The organism is Novosphingobium sp. (assembly GCF_036820275.1).
Lineage (GTDB): Bacteria > Pseudomonadota > Alphaproteobacteria > Sphingomonadales > Sphingomonadaceae > Novosphingobium.
The window spans coordinates 1-15,321 of the sequence record NZ_DAISLT010000055.1; the positions used below are offsets into that span (position 1 = coordinate 1).

16 protein-coding genes are annotated in these 15,321 nt (G+C 62.9%); 1 reads left to right on the top strand and 15 read right to left on the bottom strand.

Annotation, left to right across the window (positions count from 1 at the left end; all coding sequences use genetic code 11):
- Positions 1–74: 74 nt before the first annotated feature.
- Positions 75–959 carry a glucose-1-phosphate thymidylyltransferase RfbA gene (gene rfbA, locus V7066_RS26230; protein ID WP_334185873.1) on the top strand — a complete coding sequence of 295 codons (885 nt, stop codon included), beginning with the start codon at positions 75–77 and terminating at the stop codon, positions 957–959.
- A gap of 409 nt (positions 960–1,368) precedes the next feature.
- Here rfbA and V7066_RS26235 read toward each other — a convergent pair whose 3' ends face one another.
- From V7066_RS26235 to V7066_RS26305, 15 genes are all read right to left on the bottom strand, one after another.
- On the bottom strand, positions 1,369–2,103 hold the full coding sequence (locus V7066_RS26235) for a class I SAM-dependent methyltransferase (protein WP_334185874.1): 735 nt from the start codon (positions 2,101–2,103) through the stop codon (positions 1,369–1,371).
- A 164-nt stretch (positions 2,104–2,267) separates the two neighbouring features.
- A complete protein-coding gene (locus tag V7066_RS26240; RefSeq protein WP_334185875.1) occupies positions 2,268–2,486 on the bottom strand; it encodes a helix-turn-helix transcriptional regulator in 219 nt (72 codons plus the stop codon).
- A gap of 59 nt (positions 2,487–2,545) precedes the next feature.
- Positions 2,546–2,770 carry a DUF2274 domain-containing protein gene (locus V7066_RS26245; protein WP_133084894.1) on the bottom strand — a complete coding sequence of 75 codons (225 nt, stop codon included), beginning with the start codon at positions 2,768–2,770 and terminating at the stop codon, positions 2,546–2,548.
- On the bottom strand, positions 2,767–4,095 hold the full coding sequence (locus V7066_RS26250; RefSeq protein ID WP_334185876.1) for a TrbI/VirB10 family protein: 1,329 nt from the start codon (positions 4,093–4,095) through the stop codon (positions 2,767–2,769). Before V7066_RS26250 ends, V7066_RS26245 begins: the two co-directional genes overlap by 4 nt.
- The gene (gene trbG / locus V7066_RS26255) at positions 4,092–4,913 is read right to left on the bottom strand and encodes a P-type conjugative transfer protein TrbG (protein WP_334185877.1); all 822 of its coding nucleotides are present in this window, start codon (positions 4,911–4,913) and stop codon (positions 4,092–4,094) included. Before trbG ends, V7066_RS26250 begins: the two co-directional genes overlap by 4 nt.
- Positions 4,910–5,701 (bottom strand): conjugal transfer protein TrbF, encoded by a 792-nt coding sequence (gene trbF / locus V7066_RS26260; RefSeq protein WP_334185878.1) that lies wholly within the window; start codon positions 5,699–5,701, stop codon positions 4,910–4,912. Before trbF ends, trbG begins: the two co-directional genes overlap by 4 nt.
- 2 nt (positions 5,702–5,703) lie before the next feature.
- Positions 5,704–6,999, bottom strand: a complete 1,296-nt coding sequence (gene trbL, locus V7066_RS26265) for a P-type conjugative transfer protein TrbL (protein ID WP_334185879.1) — start codon at positions 6,997–6,999, stop codon at positions 5,704–5,706.
- 141 nt (positions 7,000–7,140) lie between these two features.
- Complete coding sequence (trbJ, locus tag V7066_RS26270; RefSeq protein WP_334185880.1) at positions 7,141–7,890, bottom strand: P-type conjugative transfer protein TrbJ; 750 nt, start codon at positions 7,888–7,890, stop codon at positions 7,141–7,143.
- A 61-nt stretch (positions 7,891–7,951) separates the two neighbouring features.
- Positions 7,952–10,384, bottom strand: a complete 2,433-nt coding sequence (trbE, locus tag V7066_RS26275) for a conjugal transfer protein TrbE (RefSeq protein WP_334185881.1) — start codon at positions 10,382–10,384, stop codon at positions 7,952–7,954.
- On the bottom strand, positions 10,378–10,650 hold the full coding sequence (locus V7066_RS26280; protein WP_133084901.1) for a VirB3 family type IV secretion system protein: 273 nt from the start codon (positions 10,648–10,650) through the stop codon (positions 10,378–10,380). Before V7066_RS26280 ends, trbE begins: the two co-directional genes overlap by 7 nt.
- Positions 10,647–10,988: a TrbC/VirB2 family protein gene (locus V7066_RS26285; RefSeq protein WP_133084902.1), complete on the bottom strand. Its 342-nt coding sequence runs from the start codon at positions 10,986–10,988 to the stop codon at positions 10,647–10,649. Before V7066_RS26285 ends, V7066_RS26280 begins: the two co-directional genes overlap by 4 nt.
- A gap of 4 nt (positions 10,989–10,992) precedes the next feature.
- Positions 10,993–11,943: a P-type conjugative transfer ATPase TrbB gene (trbB, locus tag V7066_RS26290; protein ID WP_334185901.1), complete on the bottom strand. Its 951-nt coding sequence runs from the start codon at positions 11,941–11,943 to the stop codon at positions 10,993–10,995.
- Between the two features lie 32 nt (positions 11,944–11,975).
- The gene (locus V7066_RS26295; RefSeq protein WP_334185882.1) at positions 11,976–12,374 is read right to left on the bottom strand and encodes a ribbon-helix-helix protein, CopG family; all 399 of its coding nucleotides are present in this window, start codon (positions 12,372–12,374) and stop codon (positions 11,976–11,978) included.
- Between the two features lie 2 nt (positions 12,375–12,376).
- The gene (locus tag V7066_RS26300; protein ID WP_334185883.1) at positions 12,377–14,458 is read right to left on the bottom strand and encodes a conjugal transfer protein TraG; all 2,082 of its coding nucleotides are present in this window, start codon (positions 14,456–14,458) and stop codon (positions 12,377–12,379) included.
- A gap of 309 nt (positions 14,459–14,767) precedes the next feature.
- A complete protein-coding gene (locus tag V7066_RS26305) occupies positions 14,768–15,262 on the bottom strand; it encodes a hypothetical protein (RefSeq protein WP_147222271.1) in 495 nt (164 codons plus the stop codon).
- Positions 15,263–15,321 lie beyond the last annotated feature (59 nt).

Sequence of the window (15,321 nt, forward strand, 5' to 3'; positions counted from 1 at the left end):
ACCTTAAGACCGATCCATCACTCCACCGGCAAGGCGCCGCTCAGCGGATGCGTACGGCTGAGAGGAGGACTAGCGTGAAGGGCATCATCCTGGCTGGCGGTAGCGGAACCCGTCTTTATCCAATGACGCTGCCTACCTCGAAGCAGCTCATGCCGGTCTACGACAAGCCGATGATCTACTATCCCTTGAGCGTGCTAATGTTGGCAGGCATCCAAGAGGTTCTGATTATCTCCACTCCGCGTGACCTCCCGGCTTTTCGCATGCTGTTGCGCGACGGATCGCAGTGGGGCATGTCCTTCGAATATGCAGAGCAGTCAAAGCCTGATGGGTTGGCGCAGGCCTACATCATTGGCGCAGATTTTGTGTGTGGAGAGCCCTCTGCCCTTATCCTGGGAGATAATATCTACCACGGCCAGGGCCTGCCCGACCTGCTAAGTAAAGCAACGGTGCGTCGGCGAGGAGCGAGCGTGTTTGCTTATCATGTAAACGATCCAGAGCGATATGGCGTGATAACGTTCGATGATTCTTTGAAAGCCCTTTCTATCGAAGAGAAACCGGAAAGGCCGAAGTCCAATTGGGCCGTGACGGGCCTCTATTTCTATGATTCGCAGGTGGTGGACATCGCCGCCAACCTCAAACCCTCTTCGCGAGGGGAACTGGAAATTTCTGACGTCAACCGGGTGTACTTGGAGCGCGGCGAACTGGCGGTAGAGATTATGGGGCGAGGCTATGCCTGGCTCGACACCGGCACTCCCGAAAGTCTGCTCGACGCTGCCGAGTTCGTGCGTGTCTTGGAGAAACGGCAAGGTTTCAAGATTGCAAGCCCTGAGGAAGTTGCCTTCCGACAAGGTTTCATAAGCGCAGACGAACTGGAACGGGCAATCGTCCATCTCGGCAAATCCGACTACGGTCGCTATCTCAGCGGAATTCTCGCCGAAAGCGCAGCCGTTCCTGCATAATCGGCGTTAACTCTCAAATCTTATAATATATCGTTAGCGATATATACACCATCTAGAAGTATAAATCAAATCGATAGCACAACTATTTGTTACCAGACTTTGACTCCGTCGCAGCAGATAGCGGTAGAACACAAACCCGCGATTCCACACACCAGTGCGCCAACAGGAGACACTCAGGCATTACGTCAGGATTTCGCCGCTGAGGGAGATGCCAAAGCACTGGCATCTATCGAGAGCTGGATCGAAGACTAAAACGACTACCCCGCGCCTCAGACATAAAGTGCGCTCACATTGCGAATTTCGCGCTGCTAAGTTTACCCCCAAGGATGTCCGGGGACACCGGAAACAAGTCGCGGGGAAGAATACAGCAAACTATTCAAACATGTATACATTACCAGAGGACATAAAATCAGGCCTTCCGCGCAAGGATCGTCGCAGTTTCAGTGCCACCGTGGTCATCGTGACGCACGAGTATATCACCGAAGCCATGCGCGCTAAACAAGCGCAGAACAACATCCAAAGGATATTCGTTCATTTGCATGACTGGAGTGTCCGCGGCCCGCCCCCTGACCAGGTTCATCACAACTTGGCCGCCAAGTACGTTGTGTCGAATCCAGTAACCAAGTTTGTGCCACTGGCTCTGATTTCGCTTCGTGGATAGTTGAATAAGGCAGCCACCCCCCGATCGCACACACTCAAGCAACCGCCGGAGAATGGCCAACCCCCGCGTCACCGGGATATGCTGCAGGACAATGCAACTGCAAACGAAGTCGAACCCCCCATCGACCCGTGAAAGCCTATCATCTGAAAGCAAATACTCAATTCCCAGCCCTTCGCTGTTTCGCCGCGCCTCCTCCAACATGACGGGTGCGATATCGAGACCTACGACGGCTTTGAACTGGCGCGAGAGAGGAATAGTGAGCCGGCCGACGCCGCACCCGAAATCAAGCGCACGCTCTCGCGCTAGGCCGCCGAAATGTCTTTCCAAATGCTCCAGCCAATGGACCACATAAGTTTCCCCGCTTTCGAAGAAAATCTGCCGATTTTCTTCGATGTTGCCGCTTCGAAACCGCGCGTCCGTTAGTACCGCATAATAGGGGTCACGTTCACCCCATATGCGCCAGTTATGATCAGTATCAGCCATTGGCTTGCCATACCCAAACGTCGCGACGCAGCAAGCTTATCCGGCAAATTCTTGGTCCCCCTGAGCACAAGGATCACAGCCAGATTGATGGCCGCATGATTCTTTTCTGTCCTGCGCATTTCTGGTTGTGCAGATCCCTTTGCGAAGTTGAAGGATATTGACCGTCAATCTTCAAAGAAATAGTCGTCGACAGTGTAGGCGACCGGATCGCGCATCCATTCCGTGATGGCGCTCTCGCGCCACCCGCAGCACCGCTCGGCAATACGGACCTGTTCCGGGAAGGTCCCGGCATCAATCTTGCGGTAGACTGTCGCACGCGAGAGGCCGGTACGGGCAACCACCTCCTTGATGCGCATGAAGCGATCTCGCGGAATGATGTTCATGTTCGATGTCCTTTCCAGGTTCTATAAAAAGAGACCGACGATAGGTTTATGAGGCCCAGCTACGCGCCATCCGTTCCTTTCCTTCGCTGCTTGAAACCGCGATCACTCTCCAGAAACGCCGACAAGATCGCAGGAACCAGATCGGCAACAGCAACTTCACGCCCGTAGGAGGCCGCGTAAGCCAGAGCGTACTCCTGAAGGTCCTGATGAAGATCCGGCGTGACGGAAACCGAAAGCTTCATCGGCGTCCTGTCCGGCAACTGCGGAAGTTTGATCGTATTCATGGCCGCGCCTCCCATTCCTTCCAGGGTGCGAGCAACAGATCCTGCCGGACAATGAGACGTACAGGTGCGCCCGGACGAATCGTGATCGTCGGCCGGATGTCGAGGTTTCGCTGCGTGATCTGATCCCCTGCCCGGGACGTGCTGGTTTGCGCCGACTCCCGGATCGCCTGAACGAGATCACTTTCGCCGCTGATCGAGAGTTCCGTACCCACCCCTAACAGGGTCGCGATCGCGACACCTTTCAGCAGTTGGCCTGAATGATAATCGACCTTGTCCACCAGTCCGGCCTGCCCGGACGGCCCGGTTGCGGGCATGTTATCCAGCCGAAGCGATTGCCCGTCCGGCATGACGAGACGCTGCCACACGACCAAGGCTCGGCTTTGCCCATAGGCAACCACACTGTCATAGTTTCCGATCAGCCGCGCACCTTGCGGAATAAGCAGGACTTCACCTGTGGCGCTGTCGAACACCTGCTGCGTCACCTGCGCCACGACCATTCCCGGGACATCGGAATTTATCCCTGTGATCAAGCTGCCAGCGATGACGCTACCGGCCATGAGCATGTTCGCCGAGGGCGCCGGCGAGAGAACGTGCGGGTTGATATTCCCCCGCGTATCGAGACGCTCGGCAAACTGCGTTTTTCTGTCCTGCTCGCTGCCTTCCGCGCTCTCGCTGTCCGATGTCCCCGAAAGGGCCGCTTCGGTATTATTCGCTGGCGGGGCCGTTATCCCGACAGGGGTTTTTCCGCTCTGGACCATGAGCGCCGACTGAAAGGCAGTTCGAATCTCGTCCTCACGACGTTCTCGATCGACATCCCGAATGGGCGCCCCCTCGCTCGGCAAGATCGTGGGCGACAGGTTGCCCCTCTCCTGGGCTCGCAGGATCGGCCGCCCCAGATCGCCGGGCAGCGGCGGCCCGAGCTTCGACACCTTTCCATAGCTCGTCGGAAGCGCTGCTATGGTCTCATTCGGCTTCCGGTTCGGCTGAGACAGGTCGGTCGTCTCGAGGCCGCCGCGCCTGAAGGTTCCACCTAACGCAACCCAGGCAATGCCGCCGACCACCAGCGCAGCGGCCGTAGATCCTGCAATGACGATGTCCTTGCGAAACCGGATCGCTCTGGGCACTCGGCCCCGGATTATGAGAGTTTCCGGATCGACCTTGGCGCCTCGGGGCGGAGCTGTATCCGCGGAGCTTCCACGGGATGCGTTAGCGCCGCGCCTCTCCGGTCCTTCACCGGTCAGGTCCTGAACGGTGCGACCGGCGCCCTGACGATCGGACGACTGCCGCCCCGCTGCCTTCGGTGCGGGGATTTCCGGCCCGCTCATGGGCGCCCCCTTTTCGCCGGACCGCGTGTGATGCGAACCACCTGCTGCTTTCTGGTCCCAAGCCGCAGTTCGGCAACACTGAAAATGCGATCGACAACATAGAAGCGGTCCCGCATGCGGTAATTCACGAGCTCTGTGGCTCCCCCTTCCCCGATCAGGAACAGCGGCGGCGCCTCGTCGACCCCGATTGATGTCGGAAACTCGATGAAGGTCTGCCTACCGTCATCGAACGCCCGTACAGGCCGCCAGGACGGCTGATCGCCGGTGATCCGGTAACCGAAATAGAGTCGTTCGATACCGAGCCCCGCCGCAACCGGCTCGGCTGCTTTCGCCGCGGCCTCCGACCTTTTGAGAGCAATCATCTCGTCGAGCGGATAATTCCAGGAGAGCGCCGCCATTCCGCCGCTTGCCGCGCTGGACACGCTGACATGATAGACCCGCTTGTCGGTGGTAATGACGATGTTGGTGGCAAGACCTGCACTGAACGGTTTGACCAGGACATGGGTGCGCCGGTCCTCCCCGCTACCGCTGGTCGTGTCGCCGATGACCCAGCGCGCCGTATCGCCTGCCGCGACGGAAACCAGCGCTTCACCGGCCTGTAGCGCAATGTCGGTGATCATGCCCGGCTGGGTGTAGACCCGGTAGACCGCGCCGTCCGACCACAGGAACACCTGCCTCGCATTGATGTATGAACCGGTAGCAGGCTCCACCCAGCCGCGCCGCTCCGTGGCTACCGGCCTCGGCAGGCTCACGGCTAAGGCGCAGACAGGGTGCATCGCTGCGGCGAGAGCCGCAGCGGCGGTGATGCGTGACCTCATGGCAATACCTCCTCGGTTTCGTGGGAAGAAGCACCTTCACCGATCTCAGGTGTCGGCGGTTTGGCCGAGCCCGGCTCAGGGCCGACGGAAGCGCCCTGCCCCGCGGGCTCCAGTTCCTGGCTCCAGTCGATCGCATCGACGTAAATCCCGAGCGGGTTGCGCCGCAGGGTTTCGGCATCGCGCGGCGGCCGCTCGACAAGCGTCAGGATCGCCGTCCATCGGCTTGTCCCGGTGGCGTTGCCGCGTTCGAACGCGCGTTCGGTCCACTTCACCTGAAAGCTGGCTTCAGACGCCCTTACGACACTGGTGACCTGCACGGACACGGTGCGCTCGCCGATCCGGGTCAGCGCCCCGGAAGCCCGTGCATACTCACTGAGCGCACGCCCCCCGCGTTCCGTCGAGAAATCGTAAGCCTCGAGCCAGTCTGCGCGCATGACGACGGGATCGAGCGCGACGCCGCGAACATGGGCAATGTACTTTGAAAGGGCCCAGGCAATCTGCGGGTCGGTCGGCTTGTAAGTACGGTCCGCTTCGCTGACTGCCCGCGCCGCACCGAGGCGGTCGACTTCGACCACGTAGGGCACGACGCGGCTCTGCGCGGAGAGCCAGACGAACCCCGTCGTGACCGCGCATGTCAGGCCAAGGGATCCGAACGCCATGATCCGCCATGCCCGGGCCTGGACCCGCGCAGATCCGATCCGCTCGTCCCATAGCTGCCCGGCACGCTGAAACGGGGTCTCCGGTTCGGGGGTGCGTCCATAGAGCGGGACGCTGCGTTTGAAGCGCATGGTCAGTCGTTCCTTTCGCTGATGTCGGGAGTGGTCGACCCGCCGCCGCGATCGCCCTGCTGGACGGCGTGAACGGCAAGCTGCCTGCGGTGGCGTGCCTTCTCTTCGCTGCGCAGCGACTTCGCCCACGCAGGCTCCGTCTCTCCGCCGCCGGAAGCCGGCGACGAAGAGTTCGTGTCCGGTGTGTTCGGCGGGGCGGCATCGGCGTGGGAAGCGGACTCGGGGGCCGCCGCCTGGCCTGGCGCACTAGCACGAGGCGCTGCGGAACCGGCCGGCGAAGTCGCCCCGTGTCCCGAACCAGGTCCGCCCTGCGAGCCGGCATTTGTCGCGGTACTGGAAACGCCGGATGAAGCTGCTCCTCCCATGGAGGTTCCGGCCCGAATGCCGCTGAGTGCTGCGCCCCCCATCCGCACACCGGCGATGGCGCCTCCGCCGACCATCATCACCGTGCCGCCTGCCGCCATGGCGGTACCGGCCACGGCGCCTGCGCCGAGCTGCGGCGCCCCGGAAGCGAGGCCGCTGGCCACCGAAGGCGCAAAAATGCCGAGACCGAGGAGGGACAGGCTCGCGAGCACGAGACTCATGGCTTGGCCGATATCCGGCTCCTGCCCCTTCAGCGCCTGTGTCAGATCGTCGAAAAACGTGGAGCCGATGCCGACGATCACCGCCAGCACCATGACCTTGATGCCAGAACCGACGACGTGGCCGAGTACGCGCTCCGCCAGAAAACTGGTCCGGTTCCACAGCGCGAAAGGCACCAGGATGAAGCCCGCGAGGCTCACCAGCTTGAACTCGAGGATACAGACAAACATCTGCACAGCGAGGACGAAGAACGCGAGGATCACGATCAGCCAGGCGAGAAGCAGGATCGCGATTGTCAGGAAATTGTTGAAGAAGCTGGTGAAGCCCAGCATCTTGGAAGCTTGCAGGAGCAGCGGCCAAGACGCCGAAAAGCCGATACCGGCAAGCCTGCCGGGCTTCATCAGATCGTCCTGTCCAAGCGCTCCGCCGCCTGCCGTCAATCCCGCCTGGGAAAAGGAGCGGAAGAGGATGTCGGCAAGATCGGAGAAGTTGCCGATAATGAAGGCAAAGGCTCCCACGAACAGGATTTTGCGCACGAACCTGGCGAGAACATTATCCTCTCCGGCCAAAGTCCAGAACAGCGCGGCCAGGGTCACATCGATCGCGATCAACGTGCCGGTCAGGAAGCGTATATCGCCCCCGAGCAGCCCGAACCCGCTGTCTATGTAGCGGATGAACGTCGCCAGAAAGGCGTCGATGATGTTGAGATTACCCATGCTTGCTGGCCTTCCTGCCGCAATGAAGAGGGGTGTCGCGGGGCGCGCTGCCGGAGGACGATAGGCACGCGCCCCGCGACGCGGCGGCGGGAGAGGCGGTCCGCCGCCGCTGGCTGGATCGAGCCGACCGGCTCGAAGCCGCTAGTTCGGCGTGTAGGCGCTGCCGGACCCGAGGAACTTCGTCGTCGCCGCCTGGGCCTCGGCCGCTTCCTGCGCCCGGTTGCTCTCGCGCACCGCATCGGCGCGGTACTGCGCGGCCATCATCTGCTGGATCTGGAATTGCTGCTTGGCCGTAAGGGCGAGCAGCTGGTTGGCCGCCTGCTGGACCTGCAGGGCGCCTTCCGCCCCCTGGCTGCGCTCGACGAGCGAATTGAGCGTCGCGGCATCGGCGGCGACGTTTTCGGCGATCTGCGCCTGGAGCGTGACGGTCCTGCGGTAGGCCGCGACCTGCGCATCCATCCGTGCGCGTGACGCGGCGACCCTGTCGTCGAGCCTCAGCGATTGGCGATAGGCCTCGGGATAGAGCTGCGCGAACTGCTGGTCCGCGGATGCCACCTTGAACTCGATCCCCTGCGCCTGCCCCATCAGCGCATCGATCTTGCGCAGGGTATCGGTGAGCGCCTGGAGCTCCGGAAAGCGTACGCTCGAGAGGTTCCGCGCCTGGTTGACGAGACTCTGGGCCTGGTTCTGGAGTGACTGGATCTGATTGTTGACCTGCTGCAGCGCGCGGGCTGCCGTCAGCACGTTCTGCGCATGGTTGGTGGGATCGTAGACGACCAGCGCATGCGCGGGTGCCGGATGCACTCCGATACCCGCGCCGATCGCTGAGACCGCGAGGAAAGCCTGTGTAATTGCACGGCAGTGGCGACGGAAAACGAACACCTTCAACATAGCGGTTCTCCTGGATCTGGAATTTCGTCGTCAAATGAGAAGGGAATCTGCCCTTCCGGCTCTAATCCTGCGGCCCGGGAAACAGGCCGATCAGGTCCGCCGCCCACGCCGCTCCGGTCCCGGCAAGAAAACGGGAGAGAAAGGCGCTGGAGCCGCTCTCGGCGAGCAGCGCATCGATCCGGGCCTGGACTGCAGGATCGGACGCGCCGCACAAGGTGAGCGCCAGCGGGCCGAGGCCAAGCTCGAAGAGCCGGTTTCCCCGAGCCGATTGCAGGTAATAGTCCCGCTTCGGCGCGGCGCGGCTGATAAGCTCGATCTGCCGCGCATTGAGGCCGAAGCGCTCGTAGATCTCGCGGGTCTGCGGTTCTTCTGCGCGGTCGTTGGGAAGAAGTATGCGCTGCGGGCAGCTTTCGAGAATTGCGGGCGCGATCGGCGAGCCCGCGATATCGGCCAGGCTCTGCGTCGCGAAAAGGACCGAGACATTGCGCTTGCGCAGAACCTTGAGCCACTCACGGATGCGGGCCGCAAACAGCGGATGGTCGAGGAATATCCAGGCCTCATCGAGCACCAGCAGCGTCGGCCTGCCGTCAAAGCTCTTTTCGAGGCGGTGGAAAAGATAGGTGAGGACCGGCGCGACAACGCCCGTGTGCCCCATCAGCGCCTCGGTTTCGAAGCACTGGATATCCGCAAAGCGCAGCTTGTCCTCGGCCGCGTCCAGCATCCGCCCATAAGGCCCTTCCACCGTGTAAGGTGACAGCGCGGTACGCAGGGCATTGGATTGCAGCAGCAACGTGAGCCCGGTGATGGTCCGCTCGGCGGTGGGCGCCGTCGAAAGGCTCGTCAGCGCCGACCAGACCTGGTCCTTCACCTCCGGGGTGACGGTCATGTTTTCCTGCGCCAGCAGCGCGGCGATCCACTCTGCGGCCCAGGCCCGCTCCGCCGGATCGTCGATTCCGCGGAGCGGCTGAAACGCGAGTGCGTATGCGGCGTCCGTGCCGAGGCCGAGCGCATGATGGACGCCGCCGCAGCCGAGCACCGCCGCCCGCGCAGAAAGGCCTTTGTCGAACACGAAAATCTGCGCGTTCGCATAGCGCCGGAACTGAAGGATCATCAGAGCCAGGAGCACGGATTTGCCCGCGCCGGTCGGACCGGCCACGAACATATGACCGACGTCACCGACATGGGTCGAAAGGCGGAACGGCGTCGATCCGGATGTTCTGGCATGCAGCAGCGGCGCACCGCCAAGGTGATCGTTGGACGCAGGGCCTGCCCATATCGCGGAAAGCGGCATGAGGTGGGCCAGGTTGAGCGTATGCACCAGCGGCTGGCGCACATTCGCATAGACATGTCCGGGCAGCGAGGAGAGCCAGGCCTCGACGGCGTTCACCCGTTCGCGGATCGTCGTGAAGCCGAGGCCGCCGAGAATGCGCTCCACCTGCCGCATGCGGCCTTCGACCACGTCCCGGCTTGGATCGCTGACCGTGATCGTCGTGGTGAGGTAGCCGAACGATACATGATCGCCCCCCAGGGCCTGAAGCGCGAGGTCGGCATCGGCGACCTTGTTGTCGGCATCGCTGTCGAGAAGATGGGAAGGACTGTTGTAGAGCACTTCGCGCAGCATGGCCGTCAGGGACTTGCGCTTGTTGAACCACTGGCGCCGCAGCGAGGTAAGCTCCTTCACCGCTTCGGCCTTGTCCATGGCAATGAACCGGGTGACCCAGCGATAAGGAAAATCCTGGCTGTTGAGCGCATCGAGCATTCCGGGATGGCTCATGTTCGGGAAACCCAGAACCGAGATCGTGCGCAGGTGCCGGTCCCCGAGTTGCGGCTCGAGTCCCCCGGTCAGCGGCGTGTCGACGATGAGACCGTCGAGGTACATCGGCGTGTCGGGCACCCGGACCGGATGGCGGGAATCGGAGATGGTCGCATGCAGATAAGTCAGCAGCTCGCCGCTGGTGAGGCCGCGGACTTCAGGCATGAAACCGCTCATGAGATCGAGCGCGCGGTCGGTCTCGGTCACAAAGCCGTCCAGCGCTTCCCGCCAGTCTCGCCCTTTCGCATCGTCCGCGCGCTCGACGAGACGGCGTCCCGCAGCGTCCTGGCTGTCGCCCGGCGGCAACCAGGTGAGGGTCAGGTAGAAGGCACTTTCGAAATGCGTTCCTTCGGCCAGGAAGGCTTCGCGCCGCTCGCGCTCGACGAGCCAGCTGGCAGGATCGGGAAAGGCATCGTCCGGATAGGCCGTTGCCTCGCGGCGCTCCGCTTCGAAGAACAGCGCCCAGCCCGAGCCGAACCGCCGCAGTACATTATTGGCCCGCGCTGCGATCGAGATAAGGCCGCCGGACGTCGAGGATTCGAGATCCGGCCCCCGGAAGGAAAGCACCCGGAGGAAAGAACCGTCCTTGTTCAACATCACGTCGGGGGCGACGAGCGCCGCCCAGGGAAGGTGGTCGGCAAGGCACGCGGGTTTCCTGCGATACTCGGCAAGATTCAGCATCCGTAGTATCCCTTCTGGCGGAGGTGGCGGAGAAGGACCGGCGCGAAATCGGGATCGCGCCGCGCGGCGAGCACGGCGAGGCTGTGCCCCGCCGCCCAGATGACGAGACCGGCCAGCCACTGCTGGAGTCCGAGCCCCACCGCCACCGCAAGCGTACCATTGACGATGGCAATGCCGCGCGGCGCGCCGCCGAGCAGGATCGCGGTGCTGAGGCTCGCGTGGATCGGGACCTCGAAACCGTCGATGTGCTGGCCGGTCCCGCTCATGCGACCAGTGCTCCGCCGCCGAAGCTGAAGAAGGAGAGGAAGAAGCTCGAAGCGGCAAACGCGATCGAGAGGCCGAACACGATCTGGATGAGCCGCCGGAATCCACCGGCCGTTTCGCCGAACGCCAGGGTAAGTCCGGTTGCAATGATAATGATGACGGCGACGATCTTGGCGACCGGTCCCTGCACAGATTCAAGCACCTGTTCGAGCGGTTGCTCCCACGGCATGCCTGAACCGGACGCCGAAGCACGCGATGCAAGGAATAGAGCTGCGGTAGCTCCCAGCAGCGAAATCGATGTCGCAGGCGAGCGGACCAGGCGGAAAGGCAGTGACTTCATGGCGTCATTCTCCTTCTGGGGTTGAGGGGGACAGCAGATCCGTGAGCCGGTATTCGCCGCTTGCGCCGTCCAGCCCGTCAAGCCGCGCAACCGCCGCCACCCGGCGCGCGAGACCGCGGCCGGAGATGAACACGACGAGATCGATGGCCTCGGCGATGAGCCGGCGAGGCACCGTGACCACTGCTTCCTGCACCAGACTTTCGAGGCGATGGAGCGCCGCTGCCGCACCGTTTGCATGGACCGTTGCGATCCCGCCCGGATGCCCGGTGTTCCAGGCCTTCAGCATGTCGAGCGCCTCGGGTCCGCGCACTTCGCCGACGATGATGCGGTCAGGCCGCAGCCTCAGCGTCGATCGGACCAGGTCACCTATCGTAACGTATCCCGCCCTGGTGCGCAGGGCGACCGTATCGGCCGCCGGGCACTGGAGTTCCCGGGTATCCTCGATAATGACGACACGCTCATCTATCTCGGCCATTTCGTTGAGCAGGGCATTGGCCAAGGTGGTCTTGCCCGACGATGTGCCCCCGGCGACAAGGATATTGGCGCGGTGGAGCACGGCCTGCCGGAGGAGTTCCGCGACATCCCAGCTCATGATGCCGTCGGCCACGTAATCGCCGAGCGAATGAATCCGGGCCGCCGGCTTTCGGATTGCGAAGCAGGGGGCTGTTGCCACGGGAGGCAGGATGCCCTCGAACCGCTCGCCTGCCCCTTCGCCATGCGCGGGAAGCTCCGCCGAAACGATCGGCCGGTCGCCATGCACTTCGCTGCGGACATGGCTGGCAACAAGGCGGATGATTCGCTCGACCTGGTCCGGCGCGATGCGCACCTGCGTGTCCACCCTGCCTTCGCCCAGCAGATCGATGCGCAACACGCCGTCCGGATTGACCATGATCTCGATGACGCGGGAGTCGCCCAGCGCCGCTTCGATCGCGGGTCCCATGGCGGTGCGCAGCATGGCGCGCTTGCGCAGGTTGGTTTCCGCGCCGGTCAATGTCCCTCTCCGCCTTCGAGCGTGCGCTTGCCCTTGGCGACCTGCCGCGCAACCTGATTGAGAAACGCGTCAAACCGCAGCGCTCCCGCCGCCCGGCCTGCCTGATCGCCTTCCGCAAGCGGGGGATGGATCGCAAGCTCGTAGCGGATGAACAGGGCCAGCGTTTCCAGTTCGATGTGGCTGTCGCGAACCAGCCGGTCGAGGCTGTTTGCGAGACGGTCGAGCCGGCGCCCGAAACGTTCGTCGAGTTCGGATACCCCTTTGCGGTCCAGCCAATAGGCCAGCGCCTGCGCCAGGATATCGGACTTGGTCACGCCGCCCTTGCGCGCAAGCTCGGCCAGCCTGTCGCTCGTGGCCTTCGGCAGAAGGAACTGGTGACGGATCTTCGGCGCCATGGTCAAACCTCCAACTGGATCTGGTCGGGATGCTCGGGCGAACCCATCGCGTAGGCCACGCGCGCGAGCCTTTGCTGCGAGAGTTCCATGGCGCGCCTGTCCACAGCCGGATCGTCAGCTTCCGCTTCGAACCCGAGCTCATCGATACGGACCTGCGCCGCCGGCCCGGTGAGGGGAATGTCCAGTTCGAGTTGCTGGGCGTGCGCTCGGGCATCGCCGGTGTCGTCGGGCTGCTGCTTCTCTCCCTTGCCGGGCGTGCGCGGCAGCTCCGGTGCCGGTCCGACGATCATAGATGCCAGGCGCAAGTCGCTGTCCCTGACCCGGTCCTGCCAGTCATCGGGCCGCGGGGGAGGCGCGTCGTGATAGGCGCCCTTCGAAAGCTGCGGCGCCGGCAGCATGCGCTCGGCGAACACCGCCTCCTCGAAATAGCGAAGCTTGGCCGCGCGAACCGGGGGCATGCCAGAGACAAGCACCAGTTCGTCACTCGCAGGCAGCTGCATGACTTCACCGGGCGTGAGCAACGGCCGGGCCGTCTCCTGGCGGCTGACCATCACGTGAGAAAGCCAGGGCGCCAGTCGGTGGCCTGCGTAATTGCGCATCGAGCGCTGTTCGGTCGCAGTGCCCAGAGCATCGGACAGCCGCTTGGCGGTACGCTCATCATTGGTCGCGAAGGCCACCCGGATATGGCAGTTATCCAGGATTGAATTGTGCTCGCCGTAGGCCTTCTCGATCTGGTTCAGACTCTGGGCGATGAGAAAGGCGCGCACCCCGTAGCCTGCGAGAAAGGCAAGGCTGGTCTCGAAGAAGTCGAGCCGCCCGAGCGCCGGAAACTCGTCGAGCATCATGAGCAGCTTGTGCCGCCCCGGACCGCTGTCTCCGCCTGCGCCGTGGTCGTGCAACTCCTCGGTCAACCGCCGGCCGATCTGGTTGAGAATGAGGCGGATCAGCGGCTTGGTCCGGCTGATGTCCGAAGGCGGCACGACGAGGTAAAGCGAGGCGGGATGCTTGCCCTCGACCAGATCGGCAATGCGCCAGTCCGAAACTGCCGTAACGGCGGAGACGGTGGGGTCACGGTAGAGCCCGAGAAAGGACATGGCAGTCGACAGCACGCCTGAGCGCTCGTTGACCGACTTGTTCAGGACCTCCCGCGCGGCCGAGGCGACCACGGGGTGGACCATGGGCCGCTCAGGCGTGCCGATGTGGTTGACCGACATCATCGCATTCAGGGTCTTCTCGAAGTCGCGCCCCGGATCCGACAGGAACTTCGCGACACCGGACAGGGTCTTGTCCTCTTCGGCATAGAGCACGTGAAGGATCGCGCCCACGAGCAGCGCGTGACTGGTCTTTTCCCAGTGATTGCGGCGCTCCAGCGCCCCTTCGGGATCGACCAGGATGTCGGCGATGTTCTGGACATCGCGCACCTCGTGCTCACCGCGGCGCACTTCAAGCAGCGGATTGTAACGGGCGGAGAGCGGGTCTGTCGGATTGAACAGCAGGCAGTGCGAAAAGAGCGAGCGCCAGCCGGCGGTCAGATGCCAGTTCTCTCCCTTGATGTCATGGATGACTGCCGAACCCGGCCAACCCAGCAGCGTCGGCACCACGAGGCCGACACCCTTGCCGGAGCGCGTCGGCGCAAAAGCCATGACGTGCTCCGGGCCGTCATGCCGCAGATAATCTCCGCCGACCCGGCCAAGGAACACACCCTGTCCGGCAAGGAGACCGCCTTTACGAAGATCCATCCGGTCAGCCCAGCGAGCTGAGCCATAGGTGGTGACATTGCGTTGCTGCCGTGCGCGCCAGACCGAACCGAAGATCGCGGCGCCGCAACCCATCAGCCCGCTCGCGGCGGCCAGCCCCCCGGCTTCATCGAAGACGATAGGAGCATAGGCATCGAACTCGAACCACCAGATGAACAGCGCCCAGGGTTCGTAGACCCGCCAGCTTCCAAGGTAGAACCATGGCTGGCCGAGTTCAGGCTGATAGGCTAGCTCAGCCGCGGCCCACTGGGTCGCGAACCACACGCCTGCCAGGACAATGGCCAACACCACCAGCATCTGGCCGATCAGGAGTTTGGTTGGGGTCATGAAAGCCTCCGCCCGTCGCAGCGATGGCCGCAGGAGCAGTGCTTACAATCCCGGAATTCCAAATCTGCCGACAGACCCTGTCTGAGGCACCCAGGTACGTTTTTGCGGCAACTCAGGCTCGGCTTGCAGTTTCAACGCGAAGAGTGGTGCGAATCAGCACGCGCGCCGCTCGCGGCATTCATCAGCTGGAATTGGGCGGTGATCGGTGCCGAGGATGCGAACGACAGGCTGACAGAGATCGTCAAAAGGCCCGATCATCACGTCAAGCATTCGGGCCATGCCGGACCGAGGTGCACCGCTGCATATCGCTCAGAAGTAGATATCGACGTAATCCGTCAAGCTGTCGCACCACTCGAACTCGCGCAGCCGATAGTAACGCCGGTTCTGCGTGACGGCAAAATGCCAGGTCTTGTCCGCCGAGCAGGTACGGCCCGGATCCGGCGTGTTACTGATCGTGATCTTGCCCTGAAACGTGAAATAGTCCGGGCCGATTTCGGTGATGGTGCCGTCGAGCGCGAGCAGCCCGGGACCGTTGACGTCCGCCTGACGGCCATGCAGACTCCATAAGCCAGCCCGCCGCGTGACGGTCGCCGTGCCGCGGTGATCCCAGTCTATCCACTGGAGCGTCAGCCCCTTGTTGTCGAGCAGCCGCTCCGCGTTTCTCTTGTCGAGAATGCGGGTCTGATCGGCTGTGGTCGGACTTTCACCTCCCCCGGTCGCGTGCGATGCCGAAGGCGAAACGGCTAGCGCCAGAATTGGCGCCACGAGCATGCAGAGGGCAATGCCGGCTTTGGTTGGGACCATTTTTCCGTCTCCCAGGTGATGAACTCATAGACATGGCAGGCACCTTCCAGGGATGCCAG